The sequence below is a fragment of the Nonomuraea sp. NPDC052116 genome (assembly GCF_040680035.1).
GTDB lineage: Bacteria > Actinomycetota > Actinomycetes > Streptosporangiales > Streptosporangiaceae > Nonomuraea > Nonomuraea angiospora_A.
In genome coordinates this window covers 1-22,329 of the sequence record NZ_JBFAWA010000023.1, presented here as the reverse complement: position 1 = coordinate 22,329, position 22,329 = coordinate 1, and the positions used below count along the sequence as shown (strand labels likewise).

Sequence of the window (22,329 nt, the reverse complement as noted above, 5' to 3'; positions counted from 1 at the left end):
CGGCCCGGGCGTGGTCCTCGCCATGTCCCCCCGCCTGCCGGCCCGGCTGTTCGCGGGAGAGTGCGGGGACCGGCTCCGCGCGGTGGCCGGGGGCGATCCCGGGCCGCCGCTCACCGGCTTCGCCACGGCCGAGGAGCGCGAACGCCTCGCCCGCGCCCGGGTCCTGCTGACGGGCTGGGGCAGCCCGGTGCTCGACGAGGAGGCACTGGCGTGCGCGCCGCATCTCGTCGCCGTGGTCCACGCCGCCGGCAGCGTCAAGGCCCACGTCACCCCGGCCGTGTTCGACCGGGGGATCGCCGTGAGCTCGGCGGCCGACGCCAACGCGGTGCCTGTCGCGGAGTACACCCTGGCCGTGATCCTGCTGGCCAACAAGGCCGTGCCGGCGCTGGCCAGGGAGTACCGCGCGGGGCGGGCGGCCGTCGGCCTGCTTGACCTGATCGAGGAGTTCCCCGGCATCGGCAACTACGGCAAGACCGTCGGCCTGGTCGGGGCGTCGAGGATCGGCCGCCGGGTGGCCGAGCTGCTCAGGCCGTTCGACCTGGAGGTGCTGATCAGCGATCCGTACCTGGACGAGGCCGGGGCGGTGGCGCTGGGGGCCCGGCGGGTCGCCCTGGACGAGCTGTTCCGCGCGTCCGACGTCGTCTCGTTGCACGCGCCCGCCACGCAGCGGACGCGCGGCATGGTGACCGCGGCGCACCTCGCCGCCATGCGCCCGGGGGCGACGCTGATCAACACGGCGCGCGGGTCGCTCGTCGACCAGGACGCGCTCGTGGCCGAGCTTCGCCGGGGGCGGATATGGGCGATCCTCGACGTCACGGAGCCGGAGATCACTCCCCCGGGCTCGCCCCTGTGGGAGCTGCCGAACGTCATCCTCACGCCGCATGTCGCGGGCTCCCTCGGCACCGAACTCGTACGGTTGGGCTCACAGGCCGTGGACGAGGTGGCCAGGGTCCTCGCCGGCACGCCCCTGCGCCATGCCGTCGATCCTGCGGCCTTGTCGGTCATAGCCTGAGGAAACGTGCGCGTATCAAATGTTTCCGATGTGTTGACGCGCCACAGATTAGAGACTTACCTTAAGTCTTAGATAAAGCCCCTGGCGCTGACCTCGCGCCTCTCAGGGCGAATCCTCTCCTCGAGACGACGGCATCCCCGGTCCTTGTCCCAGGACCTTCAGGGTCCACGGTCCGGAGCACATGCAAGCAAAGGAATGGCGATGAAAGCTAGCCATACAGGGTTCACGGGAGTGATGCTGGCGGGCGTCCTGCTCGCCGCAGGCTGCGGCGGCGGGAGCGGCACGGCCCCGGCCCCCGGGTCGGCCTCGGCGGCCGCCGGCCCGGTGAACCTGACGTTCTGGGACTGGGACCCCAACATGGACAAGGTGGTGAGCCTCTGGAACCAGGCCCACCCCGACATCCACGTGACGCTGGCCAACCCGGCGGGCGGTGACGAGCTCGTCAGCAAGACGATCACGGCGCACCAGGCCAAGAACGGCCCCGACCTCGTCAAGGTCGAGTATCAGTCACTGCCCGCCCTGGTCTCCGCCGGCGTGGTCCGCGACATCACCGACCTCACCAAGGACGTCGTGAGCAAGTTCGACGACGTCACGCTGAAGTCGACCCGCTTCGAGGGCAAGGTCTACGGCATCCCGCAGGACGTCGCGCCGCTCATGCTGTTCTACCGGACCGACGTGTTCAAGAAGTACGGCATCAGCGTCCCCACCACGTGGGACGAGTACGCCAAGGCCGCGGCCGACCTGCACAAGAAGGCGCCGAAGGCGTACATGACGAACTTCGACGCGGGCAACCCCGGCTGGTTCACCGGCCTCGTCCAGCAGGCCGGAGCGGACTGGTGGACGACGAGCGGCACGTCGTGGCACGTCGACATCAACGGGGCCGCCTCGAAGAAGGTCGCCACCTACTGGGAGAATCTGGTCAAAAGCGGCGTTATCCAGAAAAATCCTTCCTTCTCTCCTCAGTGGAACAAGCAGATGAACGACGGGACCCTGGCCACCTGGATCTCCGGCGCATGGGCCCCGGCCCAGCTCGGCGGGATCGCCCCAGCCACCAAGGGCAAGTGGGCGGTCGCCCCGCTCCCGGCGTGGACGGCGGGCGACGCCACCACCGGCATCTGGGGCGGCTCCGCCACGACGGTCACGACGGACTCCGCCCACCCGGCAGAGGCCGCGAAGTTCGCCGCGTGGCTCAACACCGACGACGCCGCGCTGACGGCGCAGATCGAACACATCAACATCTACCCGGCCGCCACCTCCGGCCGATCGCTCCCCCCGCTGAAGCAGGCCCCGCCGTTCCTCCCGAACCAGGCCGACTACTACGACGTGATCAAGCAGGCTGCGCCGTCCGCCCGCTCGTTCTCGATGTGGGGCCCGGACGTCACCGTGACGTTCAGGAGCTACACGGACTCGTTCGGGGCCGCGCTGCAGGCGGGCAAGCCGTTCGGCGCGGCGCTCGACCAGATGCAGGACGCGACCGTCGCCGACATGAAGAAGCTCGGCTTCACCCTCAACTGACAGCCGCTGGGCCGGTCGGCACGACCGGCCCAGCTCCATCCATCTCCTCCGCCGGCAGGGCCCGGGTAAGGCGATCGACGACATGGTGACTACTGCTGCCAACCCGAGGCGGGCGGCCAGGCCGACCCGGCTCCCGTATCTGCTGGCCCTGCCGGCGGTGCTGCTCTTCCTGCTGTTCGTGCTGGCGCCGGGCATCTACGCCCTCGTGCTCAGCTTCCAGGCCCGCAAGGTCACGGGAGGGCTGCTGGGCTCGACCAGCACGGTGGTGTTCGCCGGGCTGAGCAACTACCGCAGCGTCCTGGGCGACTCGGCCCTGTGGACGAGCACGCTGCGGATGATCGCCGTGGGCGCGATTGTGATCCCGGCCACCGTGGGCCTGGCCCTGCTGTTCGCCCTGCTGCTGGACAGTCCGCGGGCGCGGCTCGTCAGGTTCGCCCGGCTGTCGATCTTTCTTCCGTACGCGGTGCCGGGCGTCATCGCCACGCTCCTGTGGGGCTTCATGTACCTGCCCGCGACCAGCCCGATCGGCGGCCGTCACTTCGACTTCTTCGGCTCCACCCAGGTGTTCCTCTCCGTGGCGAACATCTGCGTGTGGGGCGGGGTCGGCTTCAACATGGTGGTCATCTACACCGCGCTGCGGGCGCTGCCACCCGAGGTCTACGAGGCGGCGCGCATCGACGGGGCCACGGAGACGCAGATCGCGCTGCGGATCAAGGTGCCGATGGTGCTCCCGGCCATCACCATGTGCACCCTGTTCTCCGTGCTCGCGGCGCTCCAGCTGTTCAACGAGCCCAACACGCTGAAGCCCCTGTCCAACGCCATCTCCTCCGACTGGGTCCCCCTCATGAAGATCTACACCGACGCGTTCGTCAACGCGGACATCTACCACGCCGCGGCCACCTCGATCATCTTCGCCCTGGGCGTCCTGATCGTGTCGTTCGCCGCCGCGCGGATGGTGCAGTCGCGCGCCGACCTGGCCGGGAAGGGCAACCGGTGACCGCGGTGACGGCCGGCCGGAGGATGGGCGGCGCACACGCGGCCCCGGCCCGGCGCCGGATGGCCGTGCTCCCCACCGCGGCGCTGGTGATCGGCGCCCTCTACTGCGTCGTGCCCACGCTCTGGATCGTGATCGCGGCCACCAAGTCATCGGCCGAGCTGTTCTCGACGGAGACCTACCTGCCCTCACTGAGCGGCGGCCTGGCCGACAACGTCCGCGAGCTGTCCTCGTACTCGGGCGGCGTCTTCTGGCACTGGATGCTGAACAGCTTCCTCTACGCCGCCGTCGGTGGCCTCGCCGCCTCGGCCGTTTCGGCCTGCGCCGGCTACGCGATCGCCAAGTACGAGTTCCACGGCCGCCGGCTGATCTTCAACGGCATCCTCGCGGGCGTCCTGCTCCCCCAGATCGTGCTGGCGATCCCGCAGTACCTCCTGCTGTCGAAGGTCGGCCTCAACAACAGCTACGCCTCGATCATCCTCCCCCAGCTGTTCAACCCGTACGGCATCTACCTGTGCCGGATCTACGCGGCCGCGTCGGTGCCGGACTCGGTGCTGGAGGCGGGGCGGATGGACGGGGCGAGCGAGTTCCGGCTGTTCCGCTCGGTCGGCCTACGGCTGATGGGGCCCGGGCTCGTCACCGTCTTCCTGCTCCAGTTCATCGTGATCTGGAACAACTTCCTGCTGCCGTTCGTGATGGTGACGAGCGACGACAAGTTCCCCCTCACGGTCGGCCTGTACAGCATGCTGCGCCACGGGGCGAACGAGGCCGCCCTCTACTCCCTCGTGATCACCGGCACGCTGCTGTCCGTGATCCCGGTCATCGCCCTCTTCCTGTCGCTGCAGCGCTACTGGCGGATCGACCTCGTCACGGGCGCCCTCAAGTAGCCCCGCTCCGACGCCAGAGGGCCGGGGGCGGTGGTGCCGTCATGCCACCGTCCTCATCGACGCCGGACGACGAGGTCGGGGCGACGGTCAGGGGCGGGTGCCGCTTCCCGACAGGCGCGGCAGGTCGGAGGTCTCGATGATCTCCGCCTGGTGCGGCAGGACCTTGGTCACTAGCACGCGTGCACCTCGGGGTCGGGATCGGCGGTGGCGTCCGACAGGACGAACAGTCGCTAGTCCTGGTCGGCCGCCGCGAAGGCCTTGTTGTGACGCGGGATCGCGTCGTAGTCCTCGGCGGTGAACGCGACCCGTACGAAGACCACCTTCACCCCGTGCTCGCGCGCCCAGGCGAGCGCCGTTCGGGCGCGGCCGAGCAGCTCCTCGTGATCGGGGAGAGCGCTGATGATCGCGGGCTGGAAATCCATCAGCAGCAGAGCGGTACGTTCGGGGTCCAGCGGTGCGACGGCTGTGGTCATGGCAGCCATATCTCCTTCAAGGTTGTCGAATTTCGTGGTGGACAGGGCCGGACCGGTGAGCCTCCGGTCGAGAACCGACATGAGCAGCACCAGCACGCCCACGCCGATGAGGATGCAGGACATGCCGTGCAGCCCGGTGTCCGTGACACCGGAACGGAACGCGGTCTGGTTCGCCACAGAGGTTCCGCCGGTGGCCAGGCCGGACAGAGCCGTCACGCCGACGATCGCGCGCAGCGAACTGGCGCTGGTGAGGAACAGCACCGCCACGCCGCCCAGCAGCATGCACACGGCCGAAGGCAGCAGCGGTCCGCGGACGAGATTGCGCCGGGAGATCGGCTGGGAGATGAACGCGGAGAGCGCGCCCATCGGGATGAGGATCAGACCCGCCTCCCCCGCCGACAGCCTGCGCACCGACGCCGGGTGATACGGCGCGCGAACTCGCCCAGGCCATGACGCGGCTGCGCGCACGACTACGCGCCGAGTCCGTTTCGGGGAGCGCCGATTGGACCTGGTCGCAGATCACGACACTGGCCCGGATCAGCAATTACGGGCCGACGACTGCCAGCGCGCCGGCCGCGGCCGTGCACGTCCGGCCGCAGTCGATGGCTGAGACCGTCGGTGCCCTGAGGCGGCAGGGACTGGTGACCAGCGAGCCGGACCCCTCGGATCGCCGTAAGAGCCTGATCTCGGCCACGGCGGAGGGACACGGGCTCGCCGCGTCGCTTCACGCTGTGCGGGAAGCGTGGCTCGAAGCGGCGCTCGCCCAAGTGGCCACACCGGACGAGCGCCGGACGTTGGTCGAGGCCGCAGCGATCATGCAGCGGCTGGCGGACTGCGACCCGCACCGCCCCCGCCCGTGAGCGCGACCTCCGGGGGAAGAGCACCCCTCCGGCACCAGGTAGTGGAGCCCGTCGAGCTGCCAGGCGGCAGGAAGGCACTATCAGCTGAGTCTTGATGAAGGATCCTACGATGGCCTCATGAGGCGTACATCGTTCGCGAACTGGCCCTGCTCGGTGGCCAGGACCATGGATCTGCTCGGCGACTGGTGGACGCCGCTCGTCCTCCGCGAGGCGTTCTACGGGATCCGCCGGTTCGATGAGTTCCAGCGGGAGCTGGGCATCGCCCGCAACACGTTGTCGGAGCGGCTGCGCCGCCTGGTCGACGCCGGCCTGATGGAGAAGCACGTCTACGAGACGCTCCCCGTGCGTCACGAGTACCTGCTCACCGAGTCGGGACGCGAGTTCTACGACGTGATCCTGGTGATGACCCGGTGGGGCGACCGCTGGCTGTCGGAAGAGGCGGGACCACCGGTCCTCACCCGGCACGAGACCTGCGGCCACGACTTCCACGCCGAGGTCGTGTGCTCACGCTGCGGGGAGCCGCTCGCCTGGAAGGACGTCACGCCCCGGCCCGGCCCCGGCTATCCGGCGAAACTGCTCAGCCGTCCCGACATCCGCGAGCGCTTCCACCTCGACGACCCGACGCGGACCACACCGGCCGGGACCTGACGCCTATCAGTCAGCCGGTTCTCCCGGGCGGTCGCCGCAGGTCCCGTGAGCGTGACGGGCCGCTCGTACGACCGGGCCCGCGCTGCGGTCGCGGAGCCCGGCCATGCCGACGCCGGCTGTCACACCACCGGAGGGGACGCCACCCGTACGTCGGAGAGCCATGCTCGGGGGGTTGGGGAGCCGAACAGATCGGTGCCGCTGACCAGCCAGTCGGCGCCCGCGGCCGGGGCGCGACTGCCGATCTCGCGCGTCACGCCGCCGTCGAGCCCCAGCAGGCGGGGAGCTCCGGAGGCGGCCTTCCGGAGCGCCCGTACGGTGGCGAGGGCCGACTCGTCGAACGTGGCGCCACCCTGGCCCGGGACGACCGACATGGTGAGAACGGCCAGCTCGTTCGAGGGGACGGACGTCACCGGGGTGCCCGGGGACAGGGCCAGCGCGGGGCGGGAACCGCGCCGTTCGATGCGGTCGAGCGCCGCCCGCCACCCCTCCGCCTCGGCGTGGACGATGACGAGCTCGCAGAAGCCCGTCCACGCGTCGAGGCAGGCGAGCGGGTCGGTCACCATGAGGTGAGCCTCGCCGCGCATCCCGGTCTCCGTGGTCATCGCGGCGGCCTCCTCGGCCGAGAACCCCCCTTCGCGGGCGAAGATGCCGTCTGTGGTGTCCCAGTGGAGCACGTCGAGCCCGGCGTCGCGCAGCCGGTGCGCCTCACGTACCTGTGCTGCCTTGGGGACCGACCACATGGAGCCTGCGATCCGCATGCGCTCAGCCACTCGTGGGAGGGTCGAAAGGCCGGCTGAGCACGACCTCGGCGAGCGCCCGGTCGGTGACCAGGGAGGACAGCAGCCCGGAGCGCGCCACGGCGAGCACGGCCTCGGCCTTGTCGGCGCCCGCGGCGACGGCGATGACGCGCGGTACCCGCCGGAGCTCCTGGGCGCTGATCGACAGGCACCTCTCGGCGAAGTCGTCCCCGACGAGGCGTCCGTGGCGGTCGATGAGGATCCCGGCGACCTCCGCCTGCACGCCCCTGGTCTCGAGCTCGGCGCGGTCGGCCTCGGACATGACCTCGCGGAGCTGCGAGATCGGCGGATCCCACGAGCCGACGGCGACCACGGCGACGGTCACCTGGGCGAACAACCGCATGGCGGCCGCGACGTCGGGCTGCCGCCGGAGGGCCGCCGCGGTCACCGCGTCCTCCACGACCAGCGGCGCGAAGATGGCGTGCGCCTTGCCGCCCGCGATGAGCGAGGCCTTGCGTACGACCTCGACGGGCGACTCGGCGAGGTCGGTGCCGACGGCCCCGGTGAGCTGTACGACCTCGACGGGCGGCAGCGAGGTGAGGCTCTCGGTCATCGCGGTCAGGGTCCTGCCCCAGGCCATGCCGAGGACATCGCCCCCGTGCAGTGTGTCGGTGAGCAGGGTCGCGGCGGCGGCGCCGACCTGGCTGCGCACCTGCGCGTCGGTCCCGAGCGTTTCCACGACGATCGCCTCACGGAGCCGCATATGCATGCTGAGCTGGGCAGACATGACGTCATCGACATATCCGAAGTCCCTTAGAGTGATGGTCACGATGCCGGTGCTCTTGGCCTGCTCAAGGAGCCGGGCGACCTTGAATCGCGAAAGCCCGAGCTCCTTGGCGATCTCCACCTTCGAGACGTCATCGATGTAGAAACGCCTCGCGACGGTCGCCATGAGCCTTCGTTCGGCGGGAGCCAGCTTGGCCAGCGCGCTCATATGAGCGCCTGAATTGCTCATTCGTTACCTCACTGCGACCACGTCCACCTTGTTGGCGGACTTTGACGGACCTTATAGTACACAAACGAGCGCCTTTAGTGCTCATATGAGCGAACCCGGGAGGGGCAGTTGTGAGATCACGCCGGATGCCGGACGAGGTCGGGATCTTCGGAATCCTGATTCTGGTCGCCCTCGTCATGAGCCTGCTGTCCGTGAACTTCCGGACCGTCGACAACCTGCAGATCCTGCTGCTCAACGGCGCGGTGATCGCCTTCCTCGCCCTGGGCCAGACCTTCGTGCTGCTGACGGGAGGCATCGACCTGTCCACGGGGTCGAACGTCGCCATGACTGGGATGCTGGCGGCGGTCGTCATGAAGGCGGGAGCCGGGTGGCCGGTCGCCGCGCTGGTGGCCATTCTCGCAGGAGTCACGGTGGGCCTGCTCAACGGCGCGGTCATCCACTACATGAAGCTTCCGCCGTTCATCGTGACGTTCTCCACTTTCGGCATCGCCGCGAGCATCCCGCAGATCATGACCGGGGCGAAGTCGGTGTCGGTCACCGACCCGATGTTCGCCGTCATCGGCCGTGGCGCCCTGCTCGGCATCCCGATGCCGGTCGTCATGGTCATCGTGGCCGCCTGTGTCCTGACCTTCTTTCTGCGCAGGACCGCGACAGGCGTGCACATCTACGCCGTCGGCGGCAACACGGAGACCAGCCGCCTCGCCGGCATCGGCATCGGACGCACCACCATGCTGGTCTACGCGGTGAGCGGCCTGTGCGCGGCGTTCGGCGGGCTCATCACCACCAGCCGGCTCATGGTCGGCTACCCCACCGCCGGTTCGGGCAACGAGCTGTTCTTCTCGATCGCGGCGGCCGTCGTCGGCGGCGTCAGCCTGTTCGGCGGCATCGGCTCCATCCCCGGCGCCTTCCTCGGCGCGGTGCTGATCGCGACCGTGTCCAACGGCATGAACGTCATCGGCGTCGACAGCTTCTGGCAGCCGCTCGTCATCGGCGTCATCATCCTGCTCGGCGTGAGCCTCGACACCTACCGTCGCAGGTTCTCGCTCTCGGACTTCTCCCGGCTGTTCAGCCGCCCCGGTCCTTCGGGTGGGGCAGCGCATGAACCGCTCAATTCCCTCGCGCCCGGCGAAGGCGCTGTCTCTCTCGAAAACCGGAGGTAGTTCCCCATGCAGCGACGTTTTTCCCTGGCCGCCGGCGCGGCACTCGCCGCACTGACAATCGCCGGGTGCAGCACCGGGGTGGTCGACACGGGCACCGCGACCGGCGCGGCAAAGGCGGAGGGCGGCATTCCCCGGCCCGAGGCGTGCTCCGGCGCCTCCAAGTACGTGGCCGTCGCGCTCCCCAACCTGACGAACCCCTACTACGTGGCCATGAAGAAGGGCTTCGAGACGGCGGGCCAGGCGGCGGGCTTCAAGACCGAGGTCCAGATCGCCAACGACGACGACGCGGCCCAGCTCGCCCAGGTCCAGGCGATGCTCCAGAAGAAGCCGTGCGCGCTCGCGCTCAACCCCGTGAAGTCCGAGCCCGCCGCGGCGGTCGTGAAGCTGGCCAACGACGCGGGCGTGCCCGTGTTCACCGTGAACGTCACCGTGGACGACGCCGCGCTGAAGGCCCAGGGCGGGAGCTTCGTCCAGTACCTCGGCGCCGACAACGCCGCGGGCGGCAAGCAGGTGGCCGAGCAGGTGCTCAAGGACCTCGGCGCCGACGCCACCCTCAAGATCGGTTTCATCACCGAGCCCGACGAGGGCCCCGTCGTCGCCCGTGACAAGGGATTCGAGGACGCCATCGCCGCGGACGCCAACGCCAAGGTGGTGGCCAAGGTCGACGGCAACGTCAAGCCCGACGACAGCCTCGCCGCCACCGCCGAGCTCCTCCAGGGCAACCCGGACGTGAACGTCATATTCGCCAGCACAGGACCCGCCTCCTATGGAGCGCTCCAGGCGGTCAAGAGCAGCGGCAAGAAGGTCAAGGTCTACGGCTTCTGCGCGGCCGACGAGCCGCTGACCGACGGCTACCCGGCGTGCGTGGCGCAGGAGCCCGAGGACTATGGCAAGCGCGTGATCGAGCAGATTTCCGCCTGGCTGGGCGGTGCCAAGCCCGAGGCCCAGATCCTGCGCCTGCTCAAGCTGTTCACCAAGGGCCAGACTCCCGCCCCGGGCGAGGTCGGTTGATGAGCGGGCCCACCGCGCCGGCCGGAGGAGCGGCCCACGGGCCGGGAGAGGGGCTCCGGGCCGAGGAGATCGTCAAGCGGTACTCCGGTGTCCCCGTGCTCTCCGGCGTCAGCGTCGCCGTTCGCCCCGGCGAGGTCGTCGGGCTGGTCGGGCACAACGGCGCCGGCAAGTCCACCCTGCTCAGGGTCCTGTCCGGGGCGATCAAGCCGGACGAGGGCACGATCAGCGTCAACGGCGACCCGATCCAGCTGACCGGTCCGGCGGCCGCCCTGAAGGCCGGGATCTCCACGGTCTACCAGGAGCTGTCGCTCCTGCCGAATCTCACCATCACCCAGAACGTGTTCCTGGGCCGCGAGCGCCGGCGCGGCGCGGGAACGCTCGACGGCGAGGGCATGCGCCGGGCGGCCCGCGACCTGGTCGGTCGCTTCGGCCTGCGGGTCGACGTGGACCGGCCGCTCGGCCACTACCCGGTGGCCACTCGCCAGCTCCTGGAGATCGCGGTCGCCACCGAGCGCGACGCCCGCTTCCTGCTGCTGGATGAACCGACGACCAGCCTGGAGGGCGAGCAGGTCGACCGCCTGCTCGAACTGATCAGGACCCTGACCAGGGAGTCGGGCCTGGGTGTACTGCTCGTCGACCACAAGCTCGACGAGCTGTACGCGGTGGCCGACTCGGTGGTGGCCCTGGTGAACGGGCAGGTCCGGATCGCGGGGCCGGTCGAGCGGATCGACCGGGCCGACGTCATCCGCGCGATCGCGGGAGAGGAGGCCGCCGTGCACCTGGCCGAGGCCGGGCAGTTCGACCAGCTCTCCGCGGAGGAACTCGGTGAGCTGGCGGACGGGCGGCCCCAGGGCCGACGCCCCGTCTCGCCGCTGCCCGACGGGGCCACGCAGAGCCTCCGGGTGCGCGGCCTTCGGGCGCCCGGCCTCTCCGACGTCTCCCTCGACGCCTACCCGGGACGAGTCCTCGGCGTGTACGGCCTGATCGGGTCGGGGCGCACGGAGTTCCTGCGCGCTCTGGTCGGGCTGGAAAGGCCCGACGCCGGGCGGCTCGAGCTGTTCGGGAAACCGTACCGGCCACGGAATCCGTCACAGGCGCGACGGGCAGGCGTCGTCTACCTCACCGAGGAGCGCAAGGTCGACGGGATCGTCCCGGGCCTCGACTCCGCGACGAACGTCGTCCTGCCGGTGCTGCACGGATTCACCAAGTACGGCGTGCTGGACCGCCGTGCCATGGCGAGGAGCGCCACCCGGTACATGGACCGGCTTCAGGTGCGCGGCGACCGGACAGCCCCGGTCGTCAGCCTGTCCGGCGGCAACCAGCAGAAGGTCCTCCTGGCACGCGCGCTGGCGCAGGAGCCCCGCCTGCTGCTCCTGGACGAGCCGACCAAGGGCGTGGACATCGGCGTGAAGAACGAGATCCATCGCCTGCTCCGCCACCTCGCCTCCGAGCAGGGCATGACCGTCGTGGTCGTGTCCAGCGAGGAGGAGGAGATCCTCGACGTGTCCGATGATGTCGTGACCTTCTCGCACGGGCGATGTGACGGCGAGAGCCGGCTCGCCTCCGAGCTCTCGCTGGTCGAACTCAGGCAGGTCGCGTGGGGGGCGGCATGACCGCATACAAGAAAGGCAACAGAGAACAGTGATGGCCGCCGCTGCGAATGATGTGCTGTCCGAGGGCCGCGACGCCGTACGGCGAGAAGCGGGCGGCGTGCTGTCCGTCGCCGACCAACTGGACGACAGCTTTGTGGAGACGGCCCGCCTGCTCTACGACTGCCAGGGCAAGGTGTTCGTCACCGGGGCAGGAACCTCGGGGGCGGTGGCCCGGCGGATGGCCCACCTGCTGTCCGTCTGCGGCACCCCGGCGCTGTTCATCCAGGCCGCCGACGCCCTGCACGGCACGATGGGGGCAGTCACGGCGGGCGACATCCTGATCGCGATCTCGCGGGGCGGCGGGTCCACGGAGATCAACGACCTGGCCTCGCGCATACGGGAACGCGGCGCCCAGGTGATCGCCCTGACCGCGGTCGCCGACTCCGAGCTCGGGAAGCGCGCCGACCTGGTGGTCAAGCTGGAGAGCCCGCCCGGCGTCGACCCGGGCGAGGTGATCGCCATGGGGTCGACGCTCGTCACGGCGGTGTGGGGCGACGCGCTCGCGTACGTGCTGATGAGGCTGCGCGGCTACGGATGGGAGGAGATGCTGCACAGCCACCCGTCCGGGGCCGTGGGGCAGATCGACGACGCTCCCGAGCCGCTGCCCGCACTGACCTTCGACACCGGCGCCGAGGCGACGACCGTTCCCGGGGACGTTCCGAGGGGCACGGTCTGACCATGCCCGTCGTCGCAGGCGTCGACAGCTCGACGCAGTCCTGCACCGTGGAGCTTCGCGATGCCGACGGAGGTGCGCTGCTCGGCACCGGCCGCGCCCCGCATCCCGTGACGCACCCGCCGCGCAGCGAACAGGATCCTGCGGCCTGGTGGCGCGCCCTGGCCACCGCCCTCGAGCTGGCCTGCCAGGACGCGAACGTACGGCCGGGGTCCATCGACGCCGTCAGCGTGACGGCCCAGTGCCACGGCCTGGTGGCCCTCGACGCCGCCGGCCGGGTCCTGCGGCCCGCCAAGTTGTGGAACGACACGACGTCCGCCCCACAGGCGGCCGGACTGGTGGCACGCTACGGGGCCCGGAACTGGGTACGCGCGACCGGCCTGACCCCGACCGCCGCACTCACCGTCACCAAGCTGGCCTGGCTCGCCGAGCACGAGCCCGAGAACCTGCGGCGCCTCGCCACCGTCCTGGTGCCGCACGACTGGCTGACCTACCGGCTCACCGGCGAGCGCGTCACCGACCGGTCCGACGCCTCGGGGACCGGCTACTACGCGGCGTTCGAGCGCCGGTGGCTGACCGGCCTGCTCGCCGAGCTGGTGTCGCCGGCGGTCGACTGGGACGCGGCGGTCCCCCGGGTGCTCGGCCCGGCCGAGCAGGCGGGCGGGGTGCTGCCCGAAGTCGCGGCCGAACTCGGGCTGCGGCCCGGCGTGCCGGTCGGCCCGGGCGGCGGCGACCAGCATCTGGGCGCCGTCGGTCTGGGCCTGCGGACCGGCGACGTGGCCTACAGCCTCGGCACCTCCGGGGTGGTGCTGTCGGTGAGCGCCGACCCGGTCTTCGATCCCACCGGCTGGGTGGACGGCGTCGCGGACGCGGCGGGGGGCTACCTGCCGCTGGTGTGCACGCTGAACTCGACCAAGGTCACCGACACCTTCGCCCGTCTGCTGGGGGTGGACGTCCGAACGCTGGGCGACCTCGCGCTGGCCGCCGACCCCGCGCGGGCACGGCCGACGCTGGTCGCCTATCTGGACGGCGAACGCAGCCCGGACCTGCCGAACGCGCAGGGGGTGATGGCCGGTCTCACGACCGCCTCGACACGTGAGGACGTGGCGCTCAGCGCGTTCGAAGGCGTGATCTTCGGGCTGGTGCGCGGGCACCAGGCCATCAACGCCGCCGGAGTGCCCACGCCGGGCGAGGTCGTGGCCGCCGGTGGCGGCGCGCGATCCCTCGCCTACCGGCAGGTGCTCGCCGACGTGCTCGGCCGCCCGGTGGTCACCCGGGACGCTCCCGAGGCGAGCGCCCGGGGTGCCTGCGTCCAGGCGGCCGCGGTGCTCTCCGGTTCCGACATCAAGGACGTGCGCGACGCGTGGTGTCCGCCGCCCGCGGCGACCGTGACCCCCCGGCCCGGTGGCTCGGCCGCGCTGATGGAGCGCTACCTGCGGCTCGCCGAACAGGTGAGGGCGTACAACTCCTGACGGCCGGCCCTGCCACAGGCGCGTTCGTCCGTCGACATATTCGTGCAAAGGAATGGACCCATGACCCTCTACGTCGACTCCGCGGCACGCTCGGCCGTCGAACCCCTGCTGGCCACCGGTCTGTTCACGGGTGTCACCACCAATCCGGCGCTGCTCGCCCGCGCCGGGCTGTCCCAGGCCGACCTTCCGGCCGTCTTCGCCTGGGCCACGGCCGCGGGTGCGAAGCGGGTCTTCATGCAGACCCTCGGTACGACCGTCGGAGAGATCCTCGCCGCAGGGAGGGCGATCCACGAACTCGGGCCGCAGGCGATCGTGAAGATCCCCGCCACGCGGGAGGGACTGAGCGCCGCGCGTGTCCTGGCGGACGAGGACGTGCCGGTTCTGGTCACCGCTGTCCATCACGCGACGCAGGCGCTGCTCGCGGGCGCCGCGGGGGCGGCTTTCATCGCTCCGTACGTTGGCCGCATGACGGACCGGGGCCGAGACGGGGTGGCCGAGACGATCCAGATGCAACGGATCCTGTCAGGCTCGGGCACACGGGTGCTGGCGGCGAGCCTGCGCAGCCGGGAAGACGTCGCGACGCTGGCCGCCGCGGGCGTACCCGACTTCGCGCTGAGCGCCCCGCTGTGCGAAGCACTGCTGTCCGACGAGCCCACCCTCGTCGCGGCCGCGCAGTTCGAGACCATCGCATCGGGCCAGAACTGATCACACCACGCGCATGATCCTCCATCCGGACAGCGCGTTCGGCATCCACCTTGACGAGTGAGTCTATCTACGCAACTGTGGACTTCCAGGGGCACAAGAGGCTCGTTGGATCCGCGGAGACCGGCGCGTGTCATCCGTGAGCACAAAGGCGAGGAGAGATCTCATGCCGATGAAACGACGAGATCGTCCAGCACGTGCGGGAACTGCCGGGCAAGGAATGTTAACGCTCACATACGCCTTGCCGGCAACAGCCGTCGCGATATAGATCCACACAGATCGGAGTAATTCTCCTTCGGCCTGCGACCGTGGCACTCCTGGCCGCGGAGCACCCCTCCTCCACCAACACGCGCTGCCGCACCCATCGGTCGGCGGTGCCGTGTTCTCCCCCCAACCCGTAGGAGTCAGTGCATGCGCGGACGCTCAATCGCGCTGGCGACCAGTATGATCTTGGTTGCCGGCATTGTCGCAAGTCCCCAGTCCTCTGCCGCGGCGGCTCCGGCAGCGGCGCAGATCGCCGCGGCGGCTCCGGCCTTCGCGGCCGGCAACACGCCCCTGGCCTCAGTGGATCTGGCCGGGACCTGGAGTTTCACACCCGCGGGCCGCGCGGCGACCACGATCACCGTGCCCGGTGGCGGCTGGTACAAGCAGGGCTTCACGGACGTGAACGAGGCGGTCTACTCGCGCACGATCACCGTGCCCGACACCGGCCGGCCCCAGTCGACCTGGATCGAGTTCGGCGCGGTGAACCACCAGGCGACGCTCTCGGTGGACGGCACCGTCGTCGCCACCCAGACCACCTCGTTCACCCCGTCGAACTTCGACATCGGCGCCTACGCCGCCCCCGGCACCACCCACACCATCAGTGTCGCGGTGAAGGGCCGAGGAGCGCTGAAGAACCCGGCCAACGGCAAATACCTCGTTCCCAACGCGGCGGAATGGTCCGAGGCGGTTCCGCAGGGCATCTTCCGGTCCGCGCACTTACGCGTCTACCCGGCGGTGTACGTCAGCGACACCTTCGTCCGCACCTCGGTGGCCGACCGGAACTTCGGCTACGACGTCTGGGTGACGAATGCCACCGGCAGTTCCCGGACGGTCACCCTTTCCGGTTCGCTGTCCTCCGACAACGGCGGTTCCTTCTCCTATCCCGCGCTGCCCAGCCGGACGGTCACGGTGGCCGCGCATTCGACGGCCAAGGTCACGGCCGGGCCGATCGCCTGGAACCTCGGCACCGGTTCCTACTGGTGGCCGAACGTCCCGTACCGGTCGGGCTACCGCGCCCAGTTGCACCGCCTGGCGATCCACGCCACCACCGACGACGGCCGTTCCAGCGACGCCGCCTACCGCTTCGGATTCCGCGAGAGCAGCCAGAACGGCGAGTACTACTACCTCAACGGGGTCCGCGTGAACCTGCGCGGCGACAGCCTTCAGGGCGCCGACTACGACCGCATCGACAACGGCGGCAAGGGCGATGCCTACGGCACCCTGCCCGGGTTCCTGCCGCCGACCGCGACCAACGGCGGCTGGCCCCAGGCGGTCGACAACTACCAGCGGCTCAACTACAACGTCGTGCGGATCCACCAGGAGCCCGGCACCCCCTACATGCTGGACGTCGCCGACGAGATGGGCCTCATGATCATCGGCGAGACCGCGATCCGCGGTTCCAACGGCGGCGAGGACTTCCAGGCCGGCCACGACAACATGGTCGGCCACGCCCGCGCCCTGGTCCTGCGCGACCGCAACCACCCGTCCGTCATCCGCTGGAGTCAGAGCAACGAGCCGAGCCTCAGCGGGGACACCGAGCAGTTCGAGCAGGACCTCTACGCCGCCGTCAACGGCAGTGACGGCACCAGGCCCGTCAGCGTGGACGGCGAGTCCCCCGACCGCTACCCCAACATGAACTATCCGAACTTCGCCGTCTTCCCGCACTACAACGGCGGCCTCGGCGCCTACAACGAGACCGTCACCGCCGTGGCGGGCCGTCCTGACGGCGAGGGCGAATTCATCTGGCCCAAGTGCAACACCAAGCAGGGCTTCGAATGGTTCGCCACCCTCACCGCCGCCAAGCGCGGCAAGGACGCCAGCGATCTGCGGCCCTACACCCTGCTGTCCGGCTGGGCAAGCGTCGTGCCCGGGGTGAAGACCACCGACTTCGTGCCGGAAGAGGGCGGCCGCCCCATCTACGGCACGGACAACCTCCCCGATCCGTGGAGCAACGCCCAGATCCAGCGGATCCAGGCGGCCTTCAACCCCATCGCGGCCATCGACCTGCCCTACTGGTCGGACTCCGGCATCTCCGATGCCTCCGGGTCCTTCCCGCTGCCGGAAGTCGTCGACGACTACGCCTACGGCGCCACCGTCAACCGCAACGTCACCGTCTTCAACGACGACTTCACCGGCACCTCCGTCGGCTTCGGCTGGACGGCACGGCTCGACCAACCCACCGGAACCGTCATCGCCTCCGGAAACACGAACCTGACGATCCCGCTGGGCTCGCGAACCACCCAGCCGATCTCGTTCACGGCGCCTTCCAACGGCAGCAGGATCTACCTCACCCTCACCACCACGAAGTCGGGCAGCACCACGTTCAGCGACAACGTCGAATACTTCACGCTCGGCGGGAACGCCACCACCGTCGACGACGGCGATCCGGCGGTCTCCTACAGCGGTGACTGGGGCCACGCCTCCGACGAAACCGGCCCCTACGCCGGGACCAATTCCTACAGCGACACGACCGGCGCCACCGCCACGTTGAACTTCACCGGCACCGGCATCACGCTCCGCGCGGTCACCGCCCCCGACCACGGCATCGCGGGTGTCACCGTGGACAACGCTCCCGAGGTCCTGGTCGATGAGTACTCGGCCACCAGGAAGGGCGACGTGGCGGTCTGGACCAGCCCGCGCCTGGCCTCCGGCGCCCACACGATCCGGGTGCGCGCGACGGGCACCAAGAACCCGCAATCGGCTCACGCCTGGGCCACGATCGACCGGTTCGTCACGACCAACGCCCCGGTGTCCGGCACCGCCTACCGGATCGTCAACCACAACAGCGGCAAGCCGCTGGCCGTCGCCGGGAACTCGAACGCCGACGGCGCCGGAGTCGTTCAGCAGGCCGGAGACGCCACCTGGAAAATCACATCCAGCTCCGGCAACGCCTACACCCTGACCTACGTACCCACCGGGAAAGTGCTCGACGTCAACGGCGGCGACACGACCGCGGGCCTGCAACTGCAGCAGTGGTCCGCCAACGGCGGCACCAACCAGCAGTGGTACGTCAGACCGAACGCCGAAGGCTACTTCACCATCGCCGGCCGCGCCACCGGGCTGCTCGCCGACGTCTACGGCTTCGCGACGGACGACGGAGCCCGCGTCGTGCAGTGGCCGGCCAACGGCGGGACCAACCAGCAGTGGCAGCTGGTGCCCGCGTGATCTCAAGCCACGGCCCTTTCCAGCTCGGCGAGGTCGGCGGTGTGGTCGCGCTCCATAGCGGCCGCCAGCTCGCGTGCCTCGGGCGCGCCGCCCGAGCTCTGCTCCCCCTTGGCCACCAGCACGAGCTGGTCCAGATACGCCCGGAACAACGCGACGAACCGCCGGTCGAAGGCGTCGTCCCGCAGGGCCGTCAGCGTACGGACGTCGTCGGCCGTGGGCATGCCCGGCATGTCGTGCTGGGCGTGGGGGTTCTCGCCGGTGACGCGCGTCCGGGCGAGCAGGGCGCGCAGCCGGGCACGTTCGTTCTCGTGCTTCCTGCCGAGCCGGGCGGCCAGGTCTGCGAGCGCCCGGCTGCCGGAGCGCCCGCGAACGAGCCCGAGCAGCGGCAGCGCGCGGGCGTGCAGGGCGTCGGCGAGCTGCAGCCAGGCCACGTCGGTGGCGTTGAACCCCTTGCCGGGGAACCCCTTGTCCGGGAACCCCCTGTCGGGCTGCTCCGGAGCCGGGGCGCACCCGAGCAGCAGGACGGACAACAGCAGGAACACGAAAACCCGTAGCACCGGCGTCCCACCTGATCGGGCCCGGGCGGACCGGAAGGTCCGCCCGGGCAGCGGAGGCCTCACCTACACCGGGCGCCCGTCGGCGCCGCACTTGACGATCGGACGGATGCAGTCACGCACCCGTCGCTCCATCTCCGCGGCCGGCCAGGCGTTGAAGAAGTCGCCGTGCATCGTGAACCCGCCCCCCGACGCCAGCCGGAAGTGCGACGGGTCGCCGCTCACCGGGTACCGGATCACCTGCCGCAGCTTCGGCACCGGCACGGGATGCGTGCCGGGACAGGCGCCGGCCACCGGATAGGCCATGTGGCTCTTGTGGTCGGCCGAGTCAAGGTCACGCCCGTTCCAGCACTGCGGGAAGTCCAGGTACGACTCCAGCATCGTCCCCGACGGGCAGTTGACGAAGTCCTTCGACGGAGGCACCTGTCCGGCGTGCAGGCACGACCACCGGGCGTTCGACGAGCCGTCGGGGCCGGTCGCCTTGGCGTTGCCCGCCACGATCCGCAGCCCCAGCGGCAGCGGCTGCGTCGTGGCGATGATGTCGTCCCGCACCCCTTCGCCCAGGTAGTAGAAGGTGACGATGGCCGGCTCGACCGGAGCGCCGTCCCGGTAGAGGGTCGGCACCCAGTACGAGGACTTGTCGACGGCCGGGTTGCAGTTCGTGGCGCCGTTCTGCAGGTCGGAGAGCTGTGTGTAGGCGTTCGTGACGCGACTGCCGAAGAAGCTGTGCATGTGCGAGGCGCCGGGCAGCCCCGGGAAGACGATCGGGTCGTCCGGCAGCCGGTGGCTGAACGGGCAGTCGGCGAGGAACTCCGCCACCCGGATCACCCGGGCCTCGGCCGGGCGCGGCGCGACGGCGATCATGCCGATCAGCAGGGATAACAGCGCGAGCAGTGTGGTTTTCCTGGTTGTCATTGGTAGACCCTCACGTAGTCGACGAGCATGCGGGAGGGGAACGGGGTGGCGGCGTCGGGTGGCCCCGGCCAGTCACCGCCGATCGCCAGGTTGAGGATGATGTAGAACGGGTGGTCGAAGATCCACGGGCCGCGCGTCTGCTCGACCTGGTCCTTGCTCAGCGTGAACACGGTCCTGCCGTCGAGCGTGTACACGATGCCCTTGCTGTCCCAGTTCGCGGCCCAGACGTGGAAGTCGTCGGAGAAGTCCGCGCCGTTCGGCAGGGTGTACGGCGAGCCGATGCCCCCGCCGCCGTTGTACGCGGGCGCGTGCACGGTCGAGTAGGACGTCTTCACGTCCTTGCCGAGGACCTCCATGATGTCGACCTCGCCGTTGTACGGCCACGGCCGCCCGGTCAGGAAGTCGGCCCCCATCATCCAGAACGCCGGCCAGAACCCGTTGCCCTTGGGCACCTTGATCCTGGCCTCGACCCGGCCGTACGTGAAGTGGAACTTCGTGCCGGTGTTCATCCTGGCCGAGGTGTACTGGCAGGTGCCGCTGCCGGTCAGCGGGTCCGTCGGGCAGGTCGTGCCCGGCGTGGCCTGCTTGCGCGCTTCCATGACCAGGTGTCCCTGGCCGTCCATGGAGGCGTTGTCGTGGTTGGTGTAGTACTCCAGCTCGTTGTTCGGCCCGGTGCCCGGGTCGGCGCGCCACTTGGCGGCGTCGGGCTTGCTGCCGGCCGAGCCGTTGAACTCGTCGCTCCACACCAGGGCCTGCGGGTTGGCCGGGTCCTTCGGCGGGGCGGGCGGATCGACGGGGTTGCCGCCGGTGCCGTACACCTGGAACTCCCACAGGCTGTAGCCGTAGGGGCCGGCCCGCTTCGTGCCGTACATCCGGACGTACCGGCCCGAGCCGCTGACGTTCAGCGTCTGCTTGAAGCCGGTGGCGGTGGTGGTGCTGTAGACGGTCGTCCAGGTGTTCGCGTCGGGCGACACCTGGATCTGGTACGACGTGGCGTAGGCCGGGTCCCACTGCAGGACGACCCTGCTGATCTGCGCGGTCGCGCCCAGATCCACGTAGATCCAGCCGGGGTCGACCCAGCCGGTGGTGGCGCTGGTGGCCCACCTGCTGGCGGGATCGAGGTCGAACGCCCTGGCCGGGGTGCACTCCCAGCAGTTCCCGTCGTTCTGGGAGCTGGAGGCCACGCCGGGCTTGTTGTACGACAGCAGCCTCTCGCCGCCGCCCGAGCCGCCCGCGGTCCCGTAGACCTTGAACTCCCAGAGGCTGTAGCCGTACTGGGTGGCGCGCTGGGTGCCGTGGACGCGGACGTACCTGCCGTTGCCGGACACGTTCAGCGTCTGGTCGCCGCCGGTGCCGGTGGTCGTGGAGTGGACGGTGGTCCAGGTGTTCGCGTCGGCCGACACCTGCACCTGGAAGGCGGTGGCGTACGCGGCCTCCCAGCTCAGCTGCACCTGGCTGATGGACGCGGTGGCGCCGAGGTCGACCTGGATCCACTGGGGGTCGGAGAAGGCGCTGGACCAGCGGGTGCCGGGGTCGCCGTCGACGGCCGCCGAGGCGGGGAAGGCCACGTTCTCGGTGGAGGAGGCGGTGGCGGTCTTGCCCTGGGACAGGAGCGGGTCCGCGACGGCGGCCGCGGGCAGGACCGCCGTCAGCGACAGCGTGATCATGAGGGCGACGAGTGTCCCGACGCGTCGCAGACTCGGACTGAGGGGTGGACTCACGGCGTCTCCGTCAAGGTGGGGGGTCTTGGTTCGGGGAGCGCTCTCTGAGATGGAGAGTGCTCGCCTCTCCCACCACTGTCAAGGTCTTGGTTAATACCCGCGAAACGTGATTGTCACGTGAGAGAGCGCTCTCTACGCGGGATCGGGACGGGCGTATCGCATCTGAGCTGGGACGATGCGTTCGCCCACGGAATGATGCCACTCGGCTCGCCCGAACCCGAGAAAACCGGCGAATCACGGCCTTCCTGACAGCCGTCGCCGCCGGGCCGCATCCCCACGAGGGAGCGCTCTCTCGCAGCGACCAGGAGTCTGCCGGGCGGTGCGGGGATCGATGCCGCCGCCGGATGAGACGTAGTGTGCCGGCGCCCGGGGGCCACGCACGGTCAGGGCCCGCCCGGATCCGGGCGGGCCCTCGTTCATGCCAGGTCAGGACCGGACGGCGTCCGGGGTCAGCCGGATGCCACGAACTGGCCGACCCAGTACGCGGTGCGGTCCAGATAGGCGGTCTGGGCCGAGGCGCCGGTGCGTCCGTAGGCTCCCTCGTAGCTCTGGTAGCCCGTCCGCGCGACCGCGGGCTCGATCACGCTGCCCTCGTGCCACTCGTTGAAGGACGTGATGGACACCCAGGTGGGGTTGGTCTGCAGGGCGTTGGACCACTCCTTGTCGTAGGTGGCTCCGTTGTCCCGGGGGAGGGTGGGGGTGGTGTTGCCGGGCACCGCGTCGAGGTAGCCGGGGCCGACGGACGGGGCCCACACGAGCCCGCGCTGGCGTGCGTAGTCGGCGGCCTGCTGCCAGCCGGGCGCGGTGGCGCCGGCGATCGCGTCGTAGGTGTACATGCCGTTGAAGTTCGCGATCTTCGTGGTGTCGGTGGTCTGGGCGAGGATGACGTTGCTCTGGTT

At 70.1% G+C, this 22,329-nt stretch carries 20 protein-coding genes; 13 read left to right on the top strand and 7 right to left on the bottom strand.

The genetic code is table 11. The features are described 5' to 3' along the window. Window positions 1–22 precede the first annotated feature (22 nt). The 4 genes from AB0L65_RS37110 (at window position 23) to AB0L65_RS37095 (ending at window position 4,408) form a co-directional block, all read left to right on the top strand. Window positions 23–1,012 (top strand): hydroxyacid dehydrogenase, encoded by a 990-nt coding sequence (locus tag AB0L65_RS37110; RefSeq protein ID WP_364255344.1) that lies wholly within the window; start codon window positions 23–25, stop codon window positions 1,010–1,012. A 201-nt stretch (window positions 1,013–1,213) separates the two neighbouring features. Beyond that, window positions 1,214–2,527 carry a sugar ABC transporter substrate-binding protein gene (locus AB0L65_RS37105; RefSeq protein ID WP_364255341.1) on the top strand — a complete coding sequence of 438 codons (1,314 nt, stop codon included), beginning with the start codon at window positions 1,214–1,216 and terminating at the stop codon, window positions 2,525–2,527. Between the two features lie 82 nt (window positions 2,528–2,609). Continuing rightward, window positions 2,610–3,524: a sugar ABC transporter permease gene (locus AB0L65_RS37100; RefSeq protein ID WP_364255338.1), complete on the top strand. Its 915-nt coding sequence runs from the start codon at window positions 2,610–2,612 to the stop codon at window positions 3,522–3,524. Then, window positions 3,521–4,408, top strand: a complete 888-nt coding sequence (locus AB0L65_RS37095) for a carbohydrate ABC transporter permease (RefSeq protein ID WP_364255335.1) — start codon at window positions 3,521–3,523, stop codon at window positions 4,406–4,408. The genes AB0L65_RS37100 and AB0L65_RS37095 overlap by 4 nt, the downstream gene beginning before the upstream one ends. Window positions 4,409–4,638: 230 nt before the next feature. On the opposite strand, the gene AB0L65_RS37090 is transcribed toward AB0L65_RS37095, so the two are convergent. Beyond that, complete coding sequence (locus AB0L65_RS37090; RefSeq protein ID WP_364255332.1) at window positions 4,639–5,292, bottom strand: hypothetical protein; 654 nt, start codon at window positions 5,290–5,292, stop codon at window positions 4,639–4,641. 38 nt (window positions 5,293–5,330) lie between these two features. Between AB0L65_RS37090 and AB0L65_RS37085 the strand changes: the two genes are divergently transcribed. Both AB0L65_RS37085 and AB0L65_RS37080 read left to right on the top strand, forming a co-directional pair. Then, window positions 5,331–5,741: a MarR family transcriptional regulator gene (locus AB0L65_RS37085; protein ID WP_364255329.1), complete on the top strand. Its 411-nt coding sequence runs from the start codon at window positions 5,331–5,333 to the stop codon at window positions 5,739–5,741. A 117-nt stretch (window positions 5,742–5,858) separates the two neighbouring features. Next, complete coding sequence (locus tag AB0L65_RS37080; RefSeq protein ID WP_364255326.1) at window positions 5,859–6,389, top strand: helix-turn-helix domain-containing protein; 531 nt, start codon at window positions 5,859–5,861, stop codon at window positions 6,387–6,389. Between the two features lie 119 nt (window positions 6,390–6,508). Here AB0L65_RS37080 and AB0L65_RS37075 read toward each other — a convergent pair whose 3' ends face one another. Together AB0L65_RS37075 and AB0L65_RS37070 are read right to left on the bottom strand one after the other, a co-directional pair. Further along, window positions 6,509–7,159 carry a hypothetical protein gene (locus AB0L65_RS37075; RefSeq protein ID WP_364255323.1) on the bottom strand — a complete coding sequence of 217 codons (651 nt, stop codon included), beginning with the start codon at window positions 7,157–7,159 and terminating at the stop codon, window positions 6,509–6,511. Next, window positions 7,152–8,141: a sugar-binding domain-containing protein gene (locus AB0L65_RS37070; protein WP_364255320.1), complete on the bottom strand. Its 990-nt coding sequence runs from the start codon at window positions 8,139–8,141 to the stop codon at window positions 7,152–7,154. The genes AB0L65_RS37075 and AB0L65_RS37070 overlap by 8 nt, the downstream gene beginning before the upstream one ends. 110 nt (window positions 8,142–8,251) lie before the next feature. On the opposite strand from AB0L65_RS37070, the gene AB0L65_RS37065 reads away from it, so the two are divergent. The 7 genes from AB0L65_RS37065 to AB0L65_RS37035 all read left to right on the top strand — a co-directional run bounded on the left by AB0L65_RS37065 (window position 8,252) and on the right by AB0L65_RS37035 (window position 18,240). Then, window positions 8,252–9,301 (top strand): ABC transporter permease, encoded by a 1,050-nt coding sequence (locus AB0L65_RS37065; protein WP_364255318.1) that lies wholly within the window; start codon window positions 8,252–8,254, stop codon window positions 9,299–9,301. Between the two features lie 6 nt (window positions 9,302–9,307). Then, window positions 9,308–10,312 carry a substrate-binding domain-containing protein gene (locus AB0L65_RS37060; RefSeq protein ID WP_364255315.1) on the top strand — a complete coding sequence of 335 codons (1,005 nt, stop codon included), beginning with the start codon at window positions 9,308–9,310 and terminating at the stop codon, window positions 10,310–10,312. After that, a complete protein-coding gene (locus AB0L65_RS37055; RefSeq protein ID WP_364255312.1) occupies window positions 10,312–11,925 on the top strand; it encodes a sugar ABC transporter ATP-binding protein in 1,614 nt (537 codons plus the stop codon). Before AB0L65_RS37060 ends, AB0L65_RS37055 begins: the two co-directional genes overlap by 1 nt. Window positions 11,926–11,956: 31 nt before the next feature. Further along, complete coding sequence (locus AB0L65_RS37050; protein ID WP_364255309.1) at window positions 11,957–12,640, top strand: SIS domain-containing protein; 684 nt, start codon at window positions 11,957–11,959, stop codon at window positions 12,638–12,640. Between the two features lie 2 nt (window positions 12,641–12,642). After that, on the top strand, window positions 12,643–14,109 hold the full coding sequence (gene xylB / locus AB0L65_RS37045) for a xylulokinase (protein WP_364255306.1): 1,467 nt from the start codon (window positions 12,643–12,645) through the stop codon (window positions 14,107–14,109). Between the two features lie 60 nt (window positions 14,110–14,169). Continuing rightward, the gene (locus AB0L65_RS37040) at window positions 14,170–14,814 is read left to right on the top strand and encodes a transaldolase family protein (RefSeq protein ID WP_364255303.1); all 645 of its coding nucleotides are present in this window, start codon (window positions 14,170–14,172) and stop codon (window positions 14,812–14,814) included. 408 nt (window positions 14,815–15,222) lie between these two features. Continuing rightward, complete coding sequence (locus AB0L65_RS37035) at window positions 15,223–18,240, top strand: RICIN domain-containing protein (RefSeq protein WP_364255300.1); 3,018 nt, start codon at window positions 15,223–15,225, stop codon at window positions 18,238–18,240. A 2-nt stretch (window positions 18,241–18,242) separates the two neighbouring features. Here the strand turns inward: AB0L65_RS37035 and AB0L65_RS37030 are convergent, their stop codons facing one another. The 4 genes from AB0L65_RS37030 to AB0L65_RS37015 form a co-directional block, all read right to left on the bottom strand. Continuing rightward, the gene (locus AB0L65_RS37030; RefSeq protein ID WP_364255297.1) at window positions 18,243–18,797 is read right to left on the bottom strand and encodes a DUF305 domain-containing protein; all 555 of its coding nucleotides are present in this window, start codon (window positions 18,795–18,797) and stop codon (window positions 18,243–18,245) included. A gap of 63 nt (window positions 18,798–18,860) precedes the next feature. Further along, window positions 18,861–19,709: a DUF1996 domain-containing protein gene (locus tag AB0L65_RS37025; RefSeq protein WP_364255294.1), complete on the bottom strand. Its 849-nt coding sequence runs from the start codon at window positions 19,707–19,709 to the stop codon at window positions 18,861–18,863. Next, window positions 19,706–21,430, bottom strand: coding sequence for a discoidin domain-containing protein (locus AB0L65_RS37020; RefSeq protein ID WP_364255291.1), 1,725 nt, complete (start codon window positions 21,428–21,430; stop codon window positions 19,706–19,708). Before AB0L65_RS37020 ends, AB0L65_RS37025 begins: the two co-directional genes overlap by 4 nt. A 449-nt stretch (window positions 21,431–21,879) precedes the next feature. Beyond that, window positions 21,880–22,329, bottom strand: a 450-nt coding sequence (locus AB0L65_RS37015; RefSeq protein ID WP_364255288.1) for a hypothetical protein, incomplete at its 5' end; no start/stop codon positions are given.